Below are 14,133 nucleotides of genomic sequence, written 5' to 3'. Positions count from 1 at the left end.
TTATCTTGTTACCAGCTGCTCTTCTCTTCCCAGCACTCTACCTGACTCCATGAGCCCTTCATACCGTTTCATCAGCAGATAGCTTTCAATCTGCTGCAGCGTATCCAGCACCACCCCTACCAGGATGAGCAGCGAAGTACCCCCATAGAATGAAGCAAACATCTGCGTCATTCCGAACAGGTTGGCTATAGCAGGGAAAATGGCGATCAGTGCCAGGAGAATAGCTCCCGGGAACGTGATCCTGTCCAGTATCTGTGCAATATAATCGGATGTGGCCTGTCCGGGTTTTACGCCCGGAATAAATCCACCGCCCCGCTTCATATCATCGGCTATCTGATTAGGGTTAATCGAAATAGCGGTATAGAAGAAGGTAAAGGCAATGATCAGCGTGGCATACAGCAGGTTATATTCCCATGTGGTAAAGCTGCCGAATGCACTGGCTATGTACTGTGCCGTATCGCTTTTCTCAGCAAAGTAACCGGCCACAAACGAAGGAACAAACATCAGGGCCTGGCCAAAAATGATAGGCATTACACCGGATATGTTCACTTTCAGAGGCAGGTACTGCCGTTGTCCGCTTACCGTCTTATTTCCTACGATCTGTTTGGCGTACTGAACGGGCACTCTTCTTACCGCCTGGGTAAGGCCTACGGCAAAGATCACCACCAGGAACAGCACCACCAGCTCCAGGATAAAGTAAAGCGGCTGACCGTCAGCTACTCTTGCTCTTCCTTCACCGATGATAGCTCCGGGGAAACGCGATACGATACCGATCATAATGATCATTGAGATACCGTTACCGATTCCTTTTTCGGTAATCCGCTCACCCAGCCAGAGACACATCATGGTTCCTGCCACCAGTAAAATCACACCTCCAACGTAAAACAGCCCTTGTGAAATCACAATGGCGTCAGTAGGAATGGTTGATTTCAGGTAGGCAAAGCCCTGTGTAACGGTTACGGCAATGGTTAACCAACGGGTGATCTGGTTCAGCTTCTTTCTGCCTGACTCTCCTTCTTTCTGCAGTTTGGAGAAATAAGGAAGCGCCAGTCCGAGCAGCTGCACTGCAATAGATGCCGAGATGTAGGGCATGATACCCAGCGCCATCACGGAAGCATTGCTGAATGCACCACCTACCAGTGTATCCAGAAGGCCTAAAAGTCCGTTACCCCCTGTTAAATCGGTCAGCTTCGACGGATCAACCCCCGGGAGGGTGATATGCGACCCGATCCTGAAAACCAGAATGATGAACAGAGTAGCCAGGATACGGTTCCGGAGCTCCTCTATTGACCAGATATTCTTTAGGGTGGTTATAAATTTTTTCATAGTTTATCTAACAATTATTCGCCACCTTTTACTTCTTTACCGGCTGCTTCAGCAGCACCGAAAACCGTTGCAGATCCACCGGCTTTGGCAATAGCTTCTTCAGCTGATTTAGAGAAAGCGTGAACGGTTACGTTTACTTTAGCGGTAAACTCCCCTCTGCCCAGCACTTTGATCAGATCAGATTTGGAAGCCAGGCCGTGCTCTCTGAGGAACGTCAGCGTCATATTGGCTTCTCCGGTCTTCTCAAAAAGGGCCTGAAGGGTATCCAGGTTAATGGCTTTATAAGCCACGCGGTTCACATTGTTAAAACCAAATTTAGGCACCCGGCGCTGAAGGGGCATCTGTCCACCTTCAAAACCTCTTTTCTGGCTGTAGCCTGAACGTGATTTTGCACCTTTATGACCTCTTTTGGCTGTTCCGCCGCCGCCTGAACCTTGTCCTCTACCTAAACGGGTATTGCTTTTAACGGATCCCTGAGCGGGTTTTAATGATTCTAATTTCATTTTTAAAAAATTTATCGCAGTAATCTACTACTCGGTTATCCCTGATTAAATGTTCTCAACGGTTATAAGATGGTTCACCTTACGGATCATCCCCTCAATAGCCGGATTTGCTTCTACTTCAACAGATTTCCCTATTTTAGTTAAGCCCAAAGCCTGCATAGTAAGTTTCTGATTCTTCGGTCTTTTGATCGTACTTCTAACCTGAGTAACTTTCACTTTAGCCATTTTACTAAATGTTTGAGGCTTTTATCAGCCATTAAATACTTTATTCAATTTCACTCTTCTCTGTACAGCCACTTCATGCGGAGCTCTCATTTTGGTCAGCGCATCGATAGTAGCCTTCACCACGTTATGCGGGTTAGAAGAGCCTTTTGATTTTGCGAGTACGTTATGCACTCCGGCTGCTTCCAGTACGGCACGCATGGCACCACCGGCAATCACACCGGTACCGGGTGCTGCAGGCTTCACATATACAAAACCGCCTGAGAATTTTCCTTCCATATCGTGGGGAACGGTTCCGTTGATGATCGGAACATTCACCAGGTTTTTACGGGCATCTTCCACGGCTTTAGAGATCGCGTCAGTTACCTCGTTGGCTTTTCCCAGTCCCTGGCCCACGGCACCCTGTCCGTCACCCAGAACAACGATAGCGGAAAAGCTGAAGCGACGTCCGCCTTTTACTACTTTGGCAACCCGGTTGATAGCTACAACTTTCTCTTTTAATTCTGATTCGTTTACTTTTATCGCTTTCATTTAAATAGTATTAAAAGTTAAGTCCTGCTTCTCTTGCTCCGTCAGCCAAAGCTTTCACGTTACCGTGATAGAGGTATCCGTTCCGGTCGAACACGATACTGCTGATACCAGCTTCCTGCGCTTTCTTTGCCACTGCAGCACCTACTTGCTTTGAGTTCTCTACATTTAAAGATTTTAAACCCAGCTCGCGTGTTGATGCTGCTGCAAGGGTTTTACCAGCTACATCGTCAATCAACTGCGCGTAGATACCGGTATTGCTCCGGAAAACAGTCAAACGGGGTCTTTCGGCCGTTCCGCTTACTCTTTTCCTGATTCTCCATTTTATTTTTTGTCTTCTTTCAGACTTAACACCAGACATATATGTTAACTTTTGAAGTTCTTAATTATTTCTTACCGGCAGTCTTACCTGCTTTTCTTCTCACCACTTCACCCACAAAACGGATACCTTTACCTTTGTAAGGCTCAATTTTACGCAGTGACCTGATTTTGGCACAGATCATGCCCAACAGTTGCTTATCGTTACCTTCCAGGGTAATGATCGGGTTTTTCCCTTTCTCCATCCGGGTAGCTACTGAAATTTCTTTCGGCACCACAAAGATGATGTTGTGCGAGTAACCCAAAGACATATCAATAGCGTTTCCGTTATTGGTAGCCTTGTAACCCACCCCTACCAGCTCCAGCTCTTTTTTATAACCGGTGCTTACACCTTCCACCAGGTTGTTCACCAGGGAACGCGAAAGGCCGTGCAGCGCTTTGTGTCTTTTCTGCTCGGTAGGTCTTTCAATGGTCAGAACGCCGTCTTCGATAGAGATCTTCATGTCGGCGTCGATCTTCTGTGTTAATTCACCCTTGGGTCCTTTAGCGCTCACTACGTTTCCGTCAGCAACGTTTACGGTTACTCCTGCAGGGATATTAATTGGTTTTTTACCTATTCTTGACATGTTTATACGTTTAAGGCTCAGTCCCCTGAAGGGCTGAGCGGTCAACAAAAATTAATATACGTAACAAAGTACCTCTCCGCCCACGTTCAGTGTACGGGCCTCCTTATCGGTAATAATACCTTTTGAAGTAGAGATGATAGCAATTCCCAGCCCGTTAAGCACCCGGGGAAGCTCAGTAGACTTCACATATTTACGAAGCCCCGGCTTGGATACTCTTGTCAGGTTAACAATAGCTGATTTTTTGGTCTGGGGATTGTACTTCAGGGCAATTTTGATGTTTCCCTGAGGACCTTCCTCCTCAAATTTGTAACTGGCGATATATCCTTTTTCATAAAGGAGCGCAGTCAACTCTTTCTTCACATTCGAGGCCGGGATATCCACCACTCTGTGCCTCGCTTTAATAGCATTTCTGATTCTGGTAAGAAAATCTGCTATTGGATCCGTTGTAATCATTTGAATAAGTTAATATTTTGGATACCTTAAGCCAACGTCAGACAGTATCACGGGCGTGACTTATCTAACTGGGCTGCAAAGATAATAATTCTGAATAAGAAAAAAAACTTTTTTTACCAAGACGACTTGGTAACACCCGGAATTAATCCGTTGCTGGCCATTTCTCTGAAGGTAACCCGGTTGATGCCGAATCTCCTCATATATCCTTTCGGACGACCGGTAAGCTTACATCTGTTATGAAGTCTTACAGGCGAAGAGTTTTTGGGAAGGGCATCAAGACCTTTCCAGTCTTCCGCTTTTTTCAGAGCTTCTCTTTTAGCTGCATAGCGGGCTACCAGTTTCTCTCTTTTTCTCTCTCTAGCTTTTATTGACTCTTTTGCCATGATCTGTGATTATATCTTTTATTTATTTTTATTAGCGAAAGGCATTCCCAGTGCTTTCAACAGTTCGTATGCTTCGGCATCGGTTTGGGCAGTAGTTACGAAAGTGATGTCCATTCCCTGGATCTTGCTGATCTTGTCGATCGAAATTTCAGGGAAGATGATCTGCTCGGTTACACCGAAGTTGTAGTTTCCTCTTCCGTCAAAGCCTTTGTCAGATACACCCTGGAAGTCTCTTACCCTTGGCAGTGCCACGGAAGTCAGACGGTCCATGAATTCATACATGATGGTAGAACGCAGGGTAACTTTAGCACCGATCGGCATTCCTTCTCTCAGTTTGAAGTTAGAAACGGCCTTTTTAGAGATGGTTGGTACGGCTTTCTGACCGGTAATGGTGCTCAGCTCTTCCACGCTGCTGTCTACCAGCTTCTTGTCGCCTGTAGCAGCACCCACGCCCCTGTTCACTACAATTTTCACCAGTTTAGGCACCTGCATGATCGATTTGTACTGGAATTTCTCCTGTAATGCCTTAACTACTTCGTTCTTATATGTTTCTTTTAATCTTGCCATTTTCGTAAGGTGGATTTCCGACCCACCCGGTTTTCATTAGATAAATTTACCTGTTGCTTTCGAGTATCTTTGCAGCTTACCGGCTTCGTTCAGTTTTCTGCCGGTACGGGTAGGCTTACCTGTAGACGGATCTACCAGTTTCACATTGCTGATGTGAATGGCAGCTTCTACCTCCCTGATCTCTCCCTGGGGGTTCTGAGCGCTGGGTTTGACGTGTTTTTTGATGATATTCACGCCTTCTACCACTACTCTGTTTTTCTTCACCAAAACCTCAACGATCTTCCCGGTTTTTCCTTTGGAGTTCCCGGAAATCACCTGCACGGTATCACCCGATTTTACGTGAAGCTTAGGTATCTTGTTAAATTTCCTTTCCATTTCAATTAATTACTTTTACTATGATTAAAGTACTTCAGGGGCTAATGAAACAATTTTCATAAACTGCTTCTCTCTCAGCTCTCTGGCTACGGGTCCGAAGATCCGGGTTCCGCGCGGCTCATTCTGGTTATTCAGCAATACCACCGCATTTTCTTCAAACCGGATATAGGAACCGTCTTTTCTTCTTACCTCTTTGGTTGTTCTTACCACTACGGCTTTGGAAACGGTACCTTTTTTCATATTGGAAGAGGAAAGAGCACTTTTTACCGTAACTACAACCTTATCTCCTAAAGAGGCATATCTTTTTTTAGTACCCCCTAATACCCTGATTACCAAAACTTCTTTAGCCCCGCTGTTGTCAGCTACATTGGCTCTTGATTCCTGCTGTAACATTATATTACCTTTTTACTATGTTTTGTGATGAACAGATTACTTGGCCTTCGAAATAATCTCAACCAATCTCCAACTTTTGTTCTTGCTAAGAGGTCGGGTTTCCATGATTCTTACGGTATCACCGATTCCGGCTTCGTTATTTTCATCGTGGAACATAAACTTCTTGCTTCTGATCATGAACTTTCCGTATTTAGGGTGTTTCACCTTCCGAACCACAGATATAGTCCCGGATTTGTCCATTTTATTGCTTGTTACTACCCCAGTACGCTCTTTTCTTACTTTTCTTTCCATGAGAAATTAAAAATTTATTATTTTTTACTGGTTAAAGCGGTAGATAACCGTGCAATATTTTTACGGGCCTCGGTAATTCTCCTCGGATTTTCGATCGGAGTAATTGCATGGGCAAACTTAAGCTTCACCAATCTGTCCTTTTCTTCGGCTATCTGTTGCTTCAATTGCTCAGCCGTTAAGCCACTTAGATCATTCTTTTTCATCTTCTTCTTGAAATTTTATGCTTCGTAATCCCTGCGAACCACGAACTTCGTTTTAACCGGTAGCTTCTGAGCTGCTAATCTCAAAGCTTCTTTCGCCAACTCTAAAGGAACCCCGGTACATTCAAAAAGAATGGTGCCCGGATAAATGTTTGCCACCCAATATTCAGGCGCTCCCTTACCTTTACCCATCCGCACTTCCAGAGGCTTCTGAGTGATGGGGTTATCAGGGAATATTCTGATCCATACCTGGCCTTCACGTTTCATGGCACGTGTAACCCCGATACGGGCTGCTTCAATCTGCCTTGCAGTGATCCTGCCCGGCTCTAAACTCTTTATCGCAAATGAACCGAAGGCAATCTCATGTCCTCTGCTGGCAATACCTTTGATTCTGCCTTTCTGACGCTTTCTAAATCTGGTTCTTTTCGGTTGTAACATAATACTAATGTTTACGGCTCACAGCCCTTAAATTAATTTTTCTTATGGCCGGCTCCTCTACCGCCAGCTCTTCTTTTTCTACCGCCTTCTTCGTCTCTTCCGCCGCGGCCTCTTCTGTCACCCTGCTGTCCGCCGCCGAACGACGACTTCTTGGTGTCCGGAGATTCTGTAGCCAGTGCCTGAACCGAAGTAAGGTCTCTTTTACCGTAAACCTCCCCTTTGAAGATCCACACTTTGATACCGATCAGACCGTATACGGTCAGGGCTTCGCTTACTGCGTAATCAATGTCTGCCCGGAGGGTATGCAGAGGAATTCTGCCTTCTTTGTATTGCTCGTTACGGGCCATTTCAGCACCGCCCAGACGTCCGCCCAGCTTGATCTTGATTCCCTGAGCGCCTACCCGCATGGCCGACTGGATCGCCTGCTTCATGGCTCTCCGGAAGGAGATCCTTGCTCTCAATTGCTGCGCGATGGTCTCACCCACCAGCTTGGCATCGATTTCAGGTCTCTTGATCTCGAAGATGTTGATCTGAACGTCTTTTTTGGTCAGCTTTTTAAGCTCTTCTCTCAGCTTATCTACTTCACTCCCCGCTTTACCGATAACCACACCGGGCCGGGCCGTATGTATCGTTAATGTAATTCTTTTCAGGGTTCTTTCGATAACCACTCTCGAAACCGAACCCTTGGGAATACGTGCGTTAATATATTTTCTGATCTTATCGTCTTCTACAAGCTTCTCAGAAAAGGTCTTTCCACCGTACCAGTTAGACTCCCAGCCTCTTATGTAACCTAGTCTTAAACCTACAGGATTTACTTTTTGTCCCATTGTATCTGATTAATATAAATTCTTAATTTGCTTATGCTGATTGATTCTCCAGTGTGTCAACCACGATGGTGATGTGCTGAGAACGCTTTCTTACCCGATAGGCTCTCCCCTGGGGAGCAGGACGAAGTCTCTTGAGTACTCTTCCGCCATCAATCATGATGGTTTTCACATAAAGATCAGCATCTTCAATACGGGCATCTTCATTTCTGTTTTGCCAGTTGGCAATGGCAGATAGTAATACCTTCTTTATTACCGGTGCGGCCTGCTGAGGCTGATAAGAAAGAATCCCCAGTGCCTGGTTTACTTTCTTACCTCTGATAAGATCTGCTACAAGCCTGGCTTTACGCGGCGAGGTAGGGAAATCCTTTAATTTTGCTACTGCTTCCATTTCTTAATCTATTAGTAGAGAAGTTTCTCCTCAGAATATTATCTTTTACCTTTATCTTTCTTATTTACGTGACCTCTGAAGTTACGTGTAGGAGCAAATTCTCCTAACTTATGTCCAATCATGTTATCTGTCACGTAAACCGGGATAAATTTGTTTCCGTTATGTACAGCAAACGTATGTCCTATAAAGTCTGGCGAAATCATGGATCTTCTTGACCAGGTCTTGATCACGGATTTCTTTCCTGAGTCATTCATTGCAAAGACTTTGTTCTCAAGTCTAAAATCAATGTATGGTCCTTTTTTTAATGAACGAGCCATTTATTACTTGTTTTTATTTGGTTCTTCTGGAAATGATTAACTTGTTAGAGTACTTGTTCTTGCTTCTGGTTTTCTTACCTTTCGCAAGCAGGCCGTTACGTGAACGCGGATGACCTCCGGACGCACGGCCTTCACCACCACCCATGGGGTGATCTACCGGGTTCATTACCACCCCTCTTACTCTTGGTCTTCTGCCCAGCCAGCGGTTACGTCCGGCTTTACCCAATACCACGTTCATGTGGTCAGGGTTCGAAACAGATCCTACGGTAGCCATGCTGTTGGCGAGCACCAGTCTCATTTCGCCGGAAGGCATTTTCAGGGTAACGTATTTCCCTTCTTTTGCCAGCACCTGGGCGTATGTACCGGCGCTGCGGGCCATCTGCGCACCTTTTCCGGGAGTCAGCTCAATGTTGTGTACAATAGTACCCAGCGGCATGTTCTTCAGCTGAAGCGCATTGCCTACTTCAGGAGCTACTTTTTCACCGGAAACGATAGATTGACCTACTTTAAGACCCTGAGGAGCGATGATGTATCTCTTTTCGCCGTCAGTATACTGTACAAGTGCAATTCTGGAAGTACGGTTCGGATCATACTCTATGGTCAATACTTCTGCAGGAACATCATATTTATCCCTTTTAAAGTCGATAATACGGTATCTTCTCTTGTGACCGCCACCGATATAACGGGCGGTTCTGTGACCTTCATTGTTTCTACCTCCCGTTCTTTTGATAACACCCAGCAGGCTCTTTTCAGGCTTGTTGGTGGTTACATCAGAAAAGTCAGGAGCAATTCTGTGTCGGGTACCGGGGGTTACCGGATTTAATTTTTTAACTGCCATGGTTCAAACTTTTGCAGCCCCGATTCCCATCGGGGCTATACTTTATAATTAGATTATAATTCGGCGTAGAAATCAATGATTTCGCCTTCCTTAAGTGTAACTATTGCTTTTTTGTAAGTAGCCGTTTTACCCGAGCTGATCTTGGTGCGGGTCATTCTCGACTTTTTCTTACCGATCTGGGTAATGGTATTTACCTTCTCAACGGTTACTCCGTACATTTTTTCTACGGCAGCAGCGATGGAAATCTTGTTGGCATCGCGGCCCACCTCAAATGTATATTTATTCTTTGCGTTTAACCCCTGAGTCTTCTCAGTGATAATGGGTCTTTTTAAGATACTCATTGCTTTAATCTTTCAAAATGGTTTCTAACTGAGAAATCGCACTCTCCGCCAACAGGATGGTATCTGTGTTTACCAGATCATAGGTGTTGACTGAATTTACATCCACCACTTTGGTCTTAGGGATGTTTCTCGCCGACAGGTAAAGGTTGTTTTCAGCACCGTTCACTACGAAAAGCGTTTTCTTTCCGGTCAGTGTAAGGGCATCCAGGAACTCTACATAGGCTTTGGTCTTAGGCTTTTCAAAGCCGAAGTCTTCCACCACTCTCAGTTGGTTTTCTGCCAGTCTTGCAGAAAGCACCGATCTACGGGCCAGCTGCTTCACTTTCAGGTTCAGTTTGAAATCGTAGTTTCTCGGACGCGGACCGAACACTCTACCACCACCCACGTAGATAGGCGCTTTGGCAGAACCGTGACGGGCACCACCTGATCCTTTCTGACGAAGAAGTTTCTTGGTAGAACGGGCTATCTCAGCTCTTTCTTTCGATTTGTGAGTTCCCTGACGCTGGTTAGCCAGATAGTGTTTCACATCTAACCAAACCACGTGCTGGTTAGGCTCAATTCCGAAAACCTCGTCACTCAACTGAAGCGACTTCCCGGTTTCTTTACCTGTTTTGTTAATTACTTTTACTTCCATTTTTTCTCAGCTGTTTTTCGATGTCGTCAGCCACGACCTTTAAAAATTACGAATTACTTATGTAAGGTTACGATTCCGTTTTTACCTCCCGGGATAGATCCGGATACGATGATCAGGTTCTTCTCAGGGAACAGTTTCAATACCTGGAGGTTCTGGATGGTCACTTTGGTGTTACCCATTCTACCGGCCATTTTCAGTCCTTTGAATACCCGTGCAGGATAGGAACAGGCACCGATTGAACCCGGGTGACGGGCCCGGTTGTGCTGACCGTGAGTGGTCTGTCCAACCCCGCCGAAGCCGTGACGCTTCACTACGCCCTGGAATCCTTTTCCTTTGGTATTACCGCTGACATCCACAAATTCACCTTCGGTAAATACGTCTTCTACTTTGATAGTAGCGCCCAGTGCGAACTCCTTATCAAACTCTTTAAACTCAACCAGCTTTCTTTTAGGTGTGGTGTTCGCCTTTTTGAAGTGACCTAAAAGGGCTTTGGTAGTTCTCTTTTCTTTTTTCTCACCGAAGCCTAACTGGATCGCTTTGTATCCGTCGCTTTCTTCAGTTCTCACCTGAGTAACTACACAAGGGCCTGCTTCAATCACTGTACAAGGCACAGCCGCACCATTGTTGAAAATGGTGGTCATCCCTATTTTTTTTCCAATAATACCAGACATATTTATAATTTATATTATTCGCAATTTTTCGCTCAAACATGAAACGGGCTGCAAAGGTATGAAAACCAATACAATATTCAAAGTTTAAAGCAAGTTTTTAACTCCAGAGGTTGGCATACGAACCAACTTGAACAACACTGTGAACCCAAAACGGCGGGTAAGGCTACTTTATATTGCAGGAACAAGCCTTGTTACCTCACGGTGATTTCCATAAAACTTCGCGAACGGAGACTATTTAAAGTCCTGGTAGTGATGGTTTCGGCAGATTTCCGACTTCTCAAAACCGTAGAAAAAGAATACTCCTTCCGGGAATTGCGGTGCAAAGATAGGGATAAATTTTTAATGGTGAAATAGTTGGGGGAATATTTTAACCATATAGGGCATATAAGTCAGGAAGTTCTGCCCCGGGCGGCATCCAAATCTATATCAAAGTCTATCTTCCCCTTGAATTTGAGCAATTTCAACCTCCTTTCCCGCTCAATCATTTCCTGCAAAGCCCTTTTGATGGCTTCAATCTTTGATTTGGCACCGCTGATCCGCATCGCTTCGCTGATCAGCTCTTCGGGCAAATCTATGGATGTTTTCATAATATATATTTTCTGATATACAAAGATACAAAAAAAGATATATTACTCCCAAAACCTCCACTCAATCAATTTCTCCATTCCTATAAGCCCTGAAAGGGCGCTATCCCACATCATAGGGTACAGCCCTATGATACTCCCCCAGCCCCACCCCACACCCGAAGCCCTCGCCACGCTAAACCTGCCGGCGCAGGCTGCGGCCCTGTGCGCTAAGCGCCGGTGAGGGCACCTGCCTGGTAGCCCTGAAGGGGCGTAATATCCCGCCCCTTCAGGGCTACCAGGGAGCAAAGAGCTGCTGGCTTAGACGAACGCAGGCGGCGAGGTGGCTACCTTAGACGACGGGCTTCGCCCGTCGATAGCGTATAACGCCCCTTCGGGGCTGGGGTGGCACCGCAGGAGTTTTCTATTTCAGGTTCCGCAGGAAATAATCCCGCACATTCCCGCCCATGATCTTATCTATGTCTTCCTGAGAAAAGCCCAGCTTCTGAAGCTCTATCACCAGCAGGGGCAGGCCCGTTACGTCAAAGTGGGTTTCTATGGCTCCGTCAAAATCACTGCCCAATGCCACCTTATCCACCCCTATCCGGTCTGCCACGTATTTGATGTTCTGCGCCGTGGCCCTGGCGTCTTTACCGCATACCGCCGTTTCCCACAGGCCGATGCCCACCAGCCCGTTCCGGCAGCCGAGCTCTTCCAGGTGCCGGTCAGAGAGGTTCCGGTTATTGTTACAGATCCCCTGTTCGCCGGGTTACGCTCAATATTAATGCCTTTGGGCGTTTTGCTTACAATAGAAAAGAATTGCAGCGCCATGCCCGCTTTTTGCATTCTCGGCAGGTCTACATGCCCGTGATCGGCCTCCTCCAGCAAATTCCTGTCCCAAAGCAGGGCATCACAATGCAGGTCGGCCATAAAGGGAACAGGCTCTACCTTTTGCTGCAGGTTCTCCAAAGGGTGTGGATTGCTGACGGTATTCATCTTTTTATCGATGCCATCGGCCATAAAACCGAAAAAGTAAATTCCCCCGATCAGCAGCAAAATCAAAATGGAACAGCGTATTTTTTTCACGGGGGTAAAATTAAACCACTTTGAAAGGTAGCACATTTAAAACTAAATTTAAAAGCTTTACCCGTTTAAACCCGCTCATCTAATTGCTTTTCTCTTTACCTTTGAACCGATTTCAAAATCAGCCTGATGAATAAAATCTTTTTCCTTCTGTTTTTCCTTATGACACCTCTTATTGCTCCTGCTCAGTCTACCTATTATGAGCTAAGAACTTATTATTGCCACGATGGCAAGCTGGGCGACCTGCTCAACCGGTTCAGAAACCATACCACGAAACTCTTTGAGAAGCACGGCATGGAGAATATCGGCTACTGGGTACCGGCAGAAGGTAACGAGCAGGTATTGTATTACATCCTGGGATTCCCCGATAAGGCGGCCCGTGAAGCTTCCTGGAAATCGTTTCTGAGCGACCCCGAATGGCAGGAAGTGGCCCGTAACTCGGAGCTTAACGGTAAAATCGTGGCCCGGATCACCTCCCGGTTCATGACGCTGAACACCTCACTTACCCCCGCCATAAACCGGGAATCCGCTGACGTCCCCCGGCTGTTTGAAATGCGCACCTACGACTGCTACCCGGGCAAATACGCCGACCTGATCAAACGGTTTAAGGATCATGCCATGACACTCTTCGAAAAACACGGCATGACCAACATCATGTATTTCGATACCGATGACGGCAGCCTGCTGTATTTCAGAACCCATCCGGATGCTGAAACCGCCGCCCGCTCGCTGGCAGCATTCCGGAGTGATCCGCAATGGATAAACGTACGGGATGAATCTGAAAAAGACGGGAAAATCGTAAAAAATATGGAGGGTATCTTTCTCAGGCCCGTAGATTTTTCACGCATGCGTTAGAGCCGTTTCTTCAACGGCTCTACGGGTCAAACCCGGTATAAAGCTCTGAAATGCTCATACCAAAAGCACTGGCAATAGCTACTACGGTAGTTAAAGTTACATTTACCTCTCCCCTTTCGATATTGCCAATCTGATTTTTAGACAATCCTGCTTTAAAGCATAGCTCTTCCTGGCTCCAACCTTTAGCCAATCGAATACTCTTTAAATGGTGTCCAAATGTAAGCAAAACGTGCTTATTTCTTAAATTGTTCACATATCAAAAATGGAACAACACAAACATTTCTACCACCCAATATATTGGGTAAATAGGATTTAAACCCTATATTTGCATTAAGCGGCCGGTGAATGTTTTAAAAAGCCGGGCCAGTACGTATTTTATTTGAGGATCATAACTTATAAGAAAGCTCAATACCTGTTACCCCTATAGGTCAGATGGCTTTACATGAATAATAACAACCCCTAAATCACTAATTCTATAGCCATGAAAACACTAAATATTAACCACGAGTATGCCAGAGTGATTTGTACCCGGTACATTAACCCCCGGGTACAATTATTATCCGGCTACCAGGCCATGCTGAAGTCCGGCAGAGCCGCCCCGCTAACCGATGAAGCCCTGTATATGTACATCGTTGTCACCTGCCGGCAGCTCATTTCCTTTTTGGGAATAGAGTATTATGAGGGCGCATTGAAGAATGTAGATGTCTTTTCCGACAAAAATTACCTGCAAATTGACCTGCGGAATTGCGGGGCAATAGCCCTGGACGTTGATCAGCTGACCAACATCCGGAAAATTCTTCTCACTGAAATGCTTTTTATTGCCCGGCACATTCATTATCCCGGTTACATCAACCCACCCGATCAGCTAAAAAAAATTTACCTGGATAAAGGCGGAATAGATTACCTGCTGCAGCTGATAAAACAAAATTTCCATGACGTGGTAGGACTGGAATTTCCCTCCCCGTAGAGATATTGACTATATTTTCATAACTT

General features: G+C 45.7%; 27 protein-coding genes. 2 read left to right on the top strand and 25 right to left on the bottom strand.

Annotated features, from left to right (window positions below; genetic code table 11):
* The 24 genes from secY to AB2U10_RS05770 form a co-directional block, all read right to left on the bottom strand.
* Positions 1-1,326 (bottom strand): preprotein translocase subunit SecY, encoded by a 1,326-nt coding sequence (gene secY / locus AB2U10_RS05885; RefSeq protein ID WP_367913418.1) that lies wholly within the window; start codon positions 1,324-1,326, stop codon positions 1-3.
* Positions 1,327-1,340: 14 nt separating this feature from the next.
* Complete coding sequence (gene rplO, locus AB2U10_RS05880; RefSeq protein WP_367913417.1) at positions 1,341-1,829, bottom strand: 50S ribosomal protein L15; 489 nt, start codon at positions 1,827-1,829, stop codon at positions 1,341-1,343.
* A gap of 45 nt (positions 1,830-1,874) precedes the next feature.
* On the bottom strand, positions 1,875-2,054 hold the full coding sequence (gene rpmD, locus AB2U10_RS05875) for a 50S ribosomal protein L30 (RefSeq protein ID WP_367913416.1): 180 nt from the start codon (positions 2,052-2,054) through the stop codon (positions 1,875-1,877).
* 24 nt (positions 2,055-2,078) lie between these two features.
* Positions 2,079-2,582, bottom strand: a complete 504-nt coding sequence (gene rpsE / locus AB2U10_RS05870; RefSeq protein ID WP_367913415.1) for a 30S ribosomal protein S5 — start codon at positions 2,580-2,582, stop codon at positions 2,079-2,081.
* A gap of 10 nt (positions 2,583-2,592) precedes the next feature.
* On the bottom strand, positions 2,593-2,940 hold the full coding sequence (gene rplR, locus AB2U10_RS05865) for a 50S ribosomal protein L18 (protein ID WP_367913414.1): 348 nt from the start codon (positions 2,938-2,940) through the stop codon (positions 2,593-2,595).
* 25 nt (positions 2,941-2,965) lie between these two features.
* Positions 2,966-3,523 (bottom strand): 50S ribosomal protein L6, encoded by a 558-nt coding sequence (gene rplF / locus AB2U10_RS05860; RefSeq protein ID WP_367913413.1) that lies wholly within the window; start codon positions 3,521-3,523, stop codon positions 2,966-2,968.
* Positions 3,524-3,574: 51 nt separating this feature from the next.
* Positions 3,575-3,976: a 30S ribosomal protein S8 gene (rpsH, locus tag AB2U10_RS05855; protein ID WP_367913412.1), complete on the bottom strand. Its 402-nt coding sequence runs from the start codon at positions 3,974-3,976 to the stop codon at positions 3,575-3,577.
* A gap of 113 nt (positions 3,977-4,089) precedes the next feature.
* Positions 4,090-4,359, bottom strand: coding sequence for a 30S ribosomal protein S14 (gene rpsN / locus AB2U10_RS05850; RefSeq protein ID WP_367913411.1), 270 nt, complete (start codon positions 4,357-4,359; stop codon positions 4,090-4,092).
* An 18-nt stretch (positions 4,360-4,377) separates the two neighbouring features.
* Positions 4,378-4,926: a 50S ribosomal protein L5 gene (rplE, locus tag AB2U10_RS05845; RefSeq protein ID WP_367913410.1), complete on the bottom strand. Its 549-nt coding sequence runs from the start codon at positions 4,924-4,926 to the stop codon at positions 4,378-4,380.
* A gap of 36 nt (positions 4,927-4,962) precedes the next feature.
* Positions 4,963-5,301: a 50S ribosomal protein L24 gene (gene rplX, locus AB2U10_RS05840; RefSeq protein WP_367913409.1), complete on the bottom strand. Its 339-nt coding sequence runs from the start codon at positions 5,299-5,301 to the stop codon at positions 4,963-4,965.
* A 24-nt stretch (positions 5,302-5,325) separates the two neighbouring features.
* A complete protein-coding gene (gene rplN / locus AB2U10_RS05835; protein ID WP_013408575.1) occupies positions 5,326-5,694 on the bottom strand; it encodes a 50S ribosomal protein L14 in 369 nt (122 codons plus the stop codon).
* 36 nt (positions 5,695-5,730) lie between these two features.
* The gene (gene rpsQ, locus AB2U10_RS05830; protein WP_367913408.1) at positions 5,731-5,985 is read right to left on the bottom strand and encodes a 30S ribosomal protein S17; all 255 of its coding nucleotides are present in this window, start codon (positions 5,983-5,985) and stop codon (positions 5,731-5,733) included.
* Positions 5,986-6,002: 17 nt separating this feature from the next.
* Complete coding sequence (rpmC, locus tag AB2U10_RS05825; protein ID WP_367913407.1) at positions 6,003-6,188, bottom strand: 50S ribosomal protein L29; 186 nt, start codon at positions 6,186-6,188, stop codon at positions 6,003-6,005.
* Between the two features lie 15 nt (positions 6,189-6,203).
* Positions 6,204-6,623: a 50S ribosomal protein L16 gene (gene rplP / locus AB2U10_RS05820; RefSeq protein WP_367913406.1), complete on the bottom strand. Its 420-nt coding sequence runs from the start codon at positions 6,621-6,623 to the stop codon at positions 6,204-6,206.
* A 32-nt stretch (positions 6,624-6,655) separates the two neighbouring features.
* A complete protein-coding gene (gene rpsC / locus AB2U10_RS05815; protein WP_367913405.1) occupies positions 6,656-7,450 on the bottom strand; it encodes a 30S ribosomal protein S3 in 795 nt (264 codons plus the stop codon).
* Positions 7,451-7,481: 31 nt separating this feature from the next.
* A complete protein-coding gene (rplV, locus tag AB2U10_RS05810; RefSeq protein ID WP_367913404.1) occupies positions 7,482-7,838 on the bottom strand; it encodes a 50S ribosomal protein L22 in 357 nt (118 codons plus the stop codon).
* Between the two features lie 38 nt (positions 7,839-7,876).
* A complete protein-coding gene (rpsS, locus tag AB2U10_RS05805; protein ID WP_367913403.1) occupies positions 7,877-8,155 on the bottom strand; it encodes a 30S ribosomal protein S19 in 279 nt (92 codons plus the stop codon).
* A 13-nt stretch (positions 8,156-8,168) separates the two neighbouring features.
* Positions 8,169-8,993 (bottom strand): 50S ribosomal protein L2, encoded by an 825-nt coding sequence (gene rplB / locus AB2U10_RS05800; protein ID WP_367913402.1) that lies wholly within the window; start codon positions 8,991-8,993, stop codon positions 8,169-8,171.
* A 53-nt stretch (positions 8,994-9,046) separates the two neighbouring features.
* The gene (rplW, locus tag AB2U10_RS05795) at positions 9,047-9,334 is read right to left on the bottom strand and encodes a 50S ribosomal protein L23 (RefSeq protein ID WP_367913401.1); all 288 of its coding nucleotides are present in this window, start codon (positions 9,332-9,334) and stop codon (positions 9,047-9,049) included.
* A gap of 4 nt (positions 9,335-9,338) precedes the next feature.
* On the bottom strand, positions 9,339-9,968 hold the full coding sequence (rplD, locus tag AB2U10_RS05790; RefSeq protein WP_367913400.1) for a 50S ribosomal protein L4: 630 nt from the start codon (positions 9,966-9,968) through the stop codon (positions 9,339-9,341).
* 53 nt (positions 9,969-10,021) lie between these two features.
* A complete protein-coding gene (gene rplC / locus AB2U10_RS05785; RefSeq protein WP_367913399.1) occupies positions 10,022-10,639 on the bottom strand; it encodes a 50S ribosomal protein L3 in 618 nt (205 codons plus the stop codon).
* A 389-nt stretch (positions 10,640-11,028) separates the two neighbouring features.
* Positions 11,029-11,226: a type II toxin-antitoxin system VapB family antitoxin gene (locus AB2U10_RS05780; protein ID WP_367913398.1), complete on the bottom strand. Its 198-nt coding sequence runs from the start codon at positions 11,224-11,226 to the stop codon at positions 11,029-11,031.
* Between the two features lie 400 nt (positions 11,227-11,626).
* A complete protein-coding gene (locus tag AB2U10_RS05775) occupies positions 11,627-11,920 on the bottom strand; it encodes a membrane dipeptidase (RefSeq protein WP_367913701.1) in 294 nt (97 codons plus the stop codon).
* On the bottom strand, positions 11,803-12,288 hold the full coding sequence (locus tag AB2U10_RS05770) for a hypothetical protein (RefSeq protein WP_367913397.1): 486 nt from the start codon (positions 12,286-12,288) through the stop codon (positions 11,803-11,805). Before AB2U10_RS05770 ends, AB2U10_RS05775 begins: the two co-directional genes overlap by 118 nt.
* 159 nt (positions 12,289-12,447) lie before the next feature.
* On the opposite strand from AB2U10_RS05770, the gene AB2U10_RS05765 reads away from it, so the two are divergent.
* Positions 12,448-13,140, top strand: a complete 693-nt coding sequence (locus AB2U10_RS05765; protein WP_493820286.1) for an NIPSNAP family protein — start codon at positions 12,448-12,450, stop codon at positions 13,138-13,140.
* 19 nt (positions 13,141-13,159) lie between these two features.
* On the opposite strand, the gene AB2U10_RS05760 is transcribed toward AB2U10_RS05765, so the two are convergent.
* Positions 13,160-13,393, bottom strand: a complete 234-nt coding sequence (locus AB2U10_RS05760; RefSeq protein WP_367913395.1) for a helix-turn-helix domain-containing protein — start codon at positions 13,391-13,393, stop codon at positions 13,160-13,162.
* A gap of 228 nt (positions 13,394-13,621) precedes the next feature.
* Here AB2U10_RS05760 and AB2U10_RS05755 point away from each other — a divergent pair, with 228 nt between their 5' ends.
* Positions 13,622-14,107, top strand: a complete 486-nt coding sequence (locus tag AB2U10_RS05755; protein WP_367913394.1) for a hypothetical protein — start codon at positions 13,622-13,624, stop codon at positions 14,105-14,107.
* Positions 14,108-14,133: the final 26 nt, after the last annotated feature.

It is taken from the genome of Leadbetterella sp. DM7, assembly GCF_040829825.2.
Lineage (GTDB): Bacteria > Bacteroidota > Bacteroidia > Cytophagales > Spirosomataceae > Leadbetterella.
This window is presented reverse-complemented; position numbering and strand designations above follow the sequence as displayed.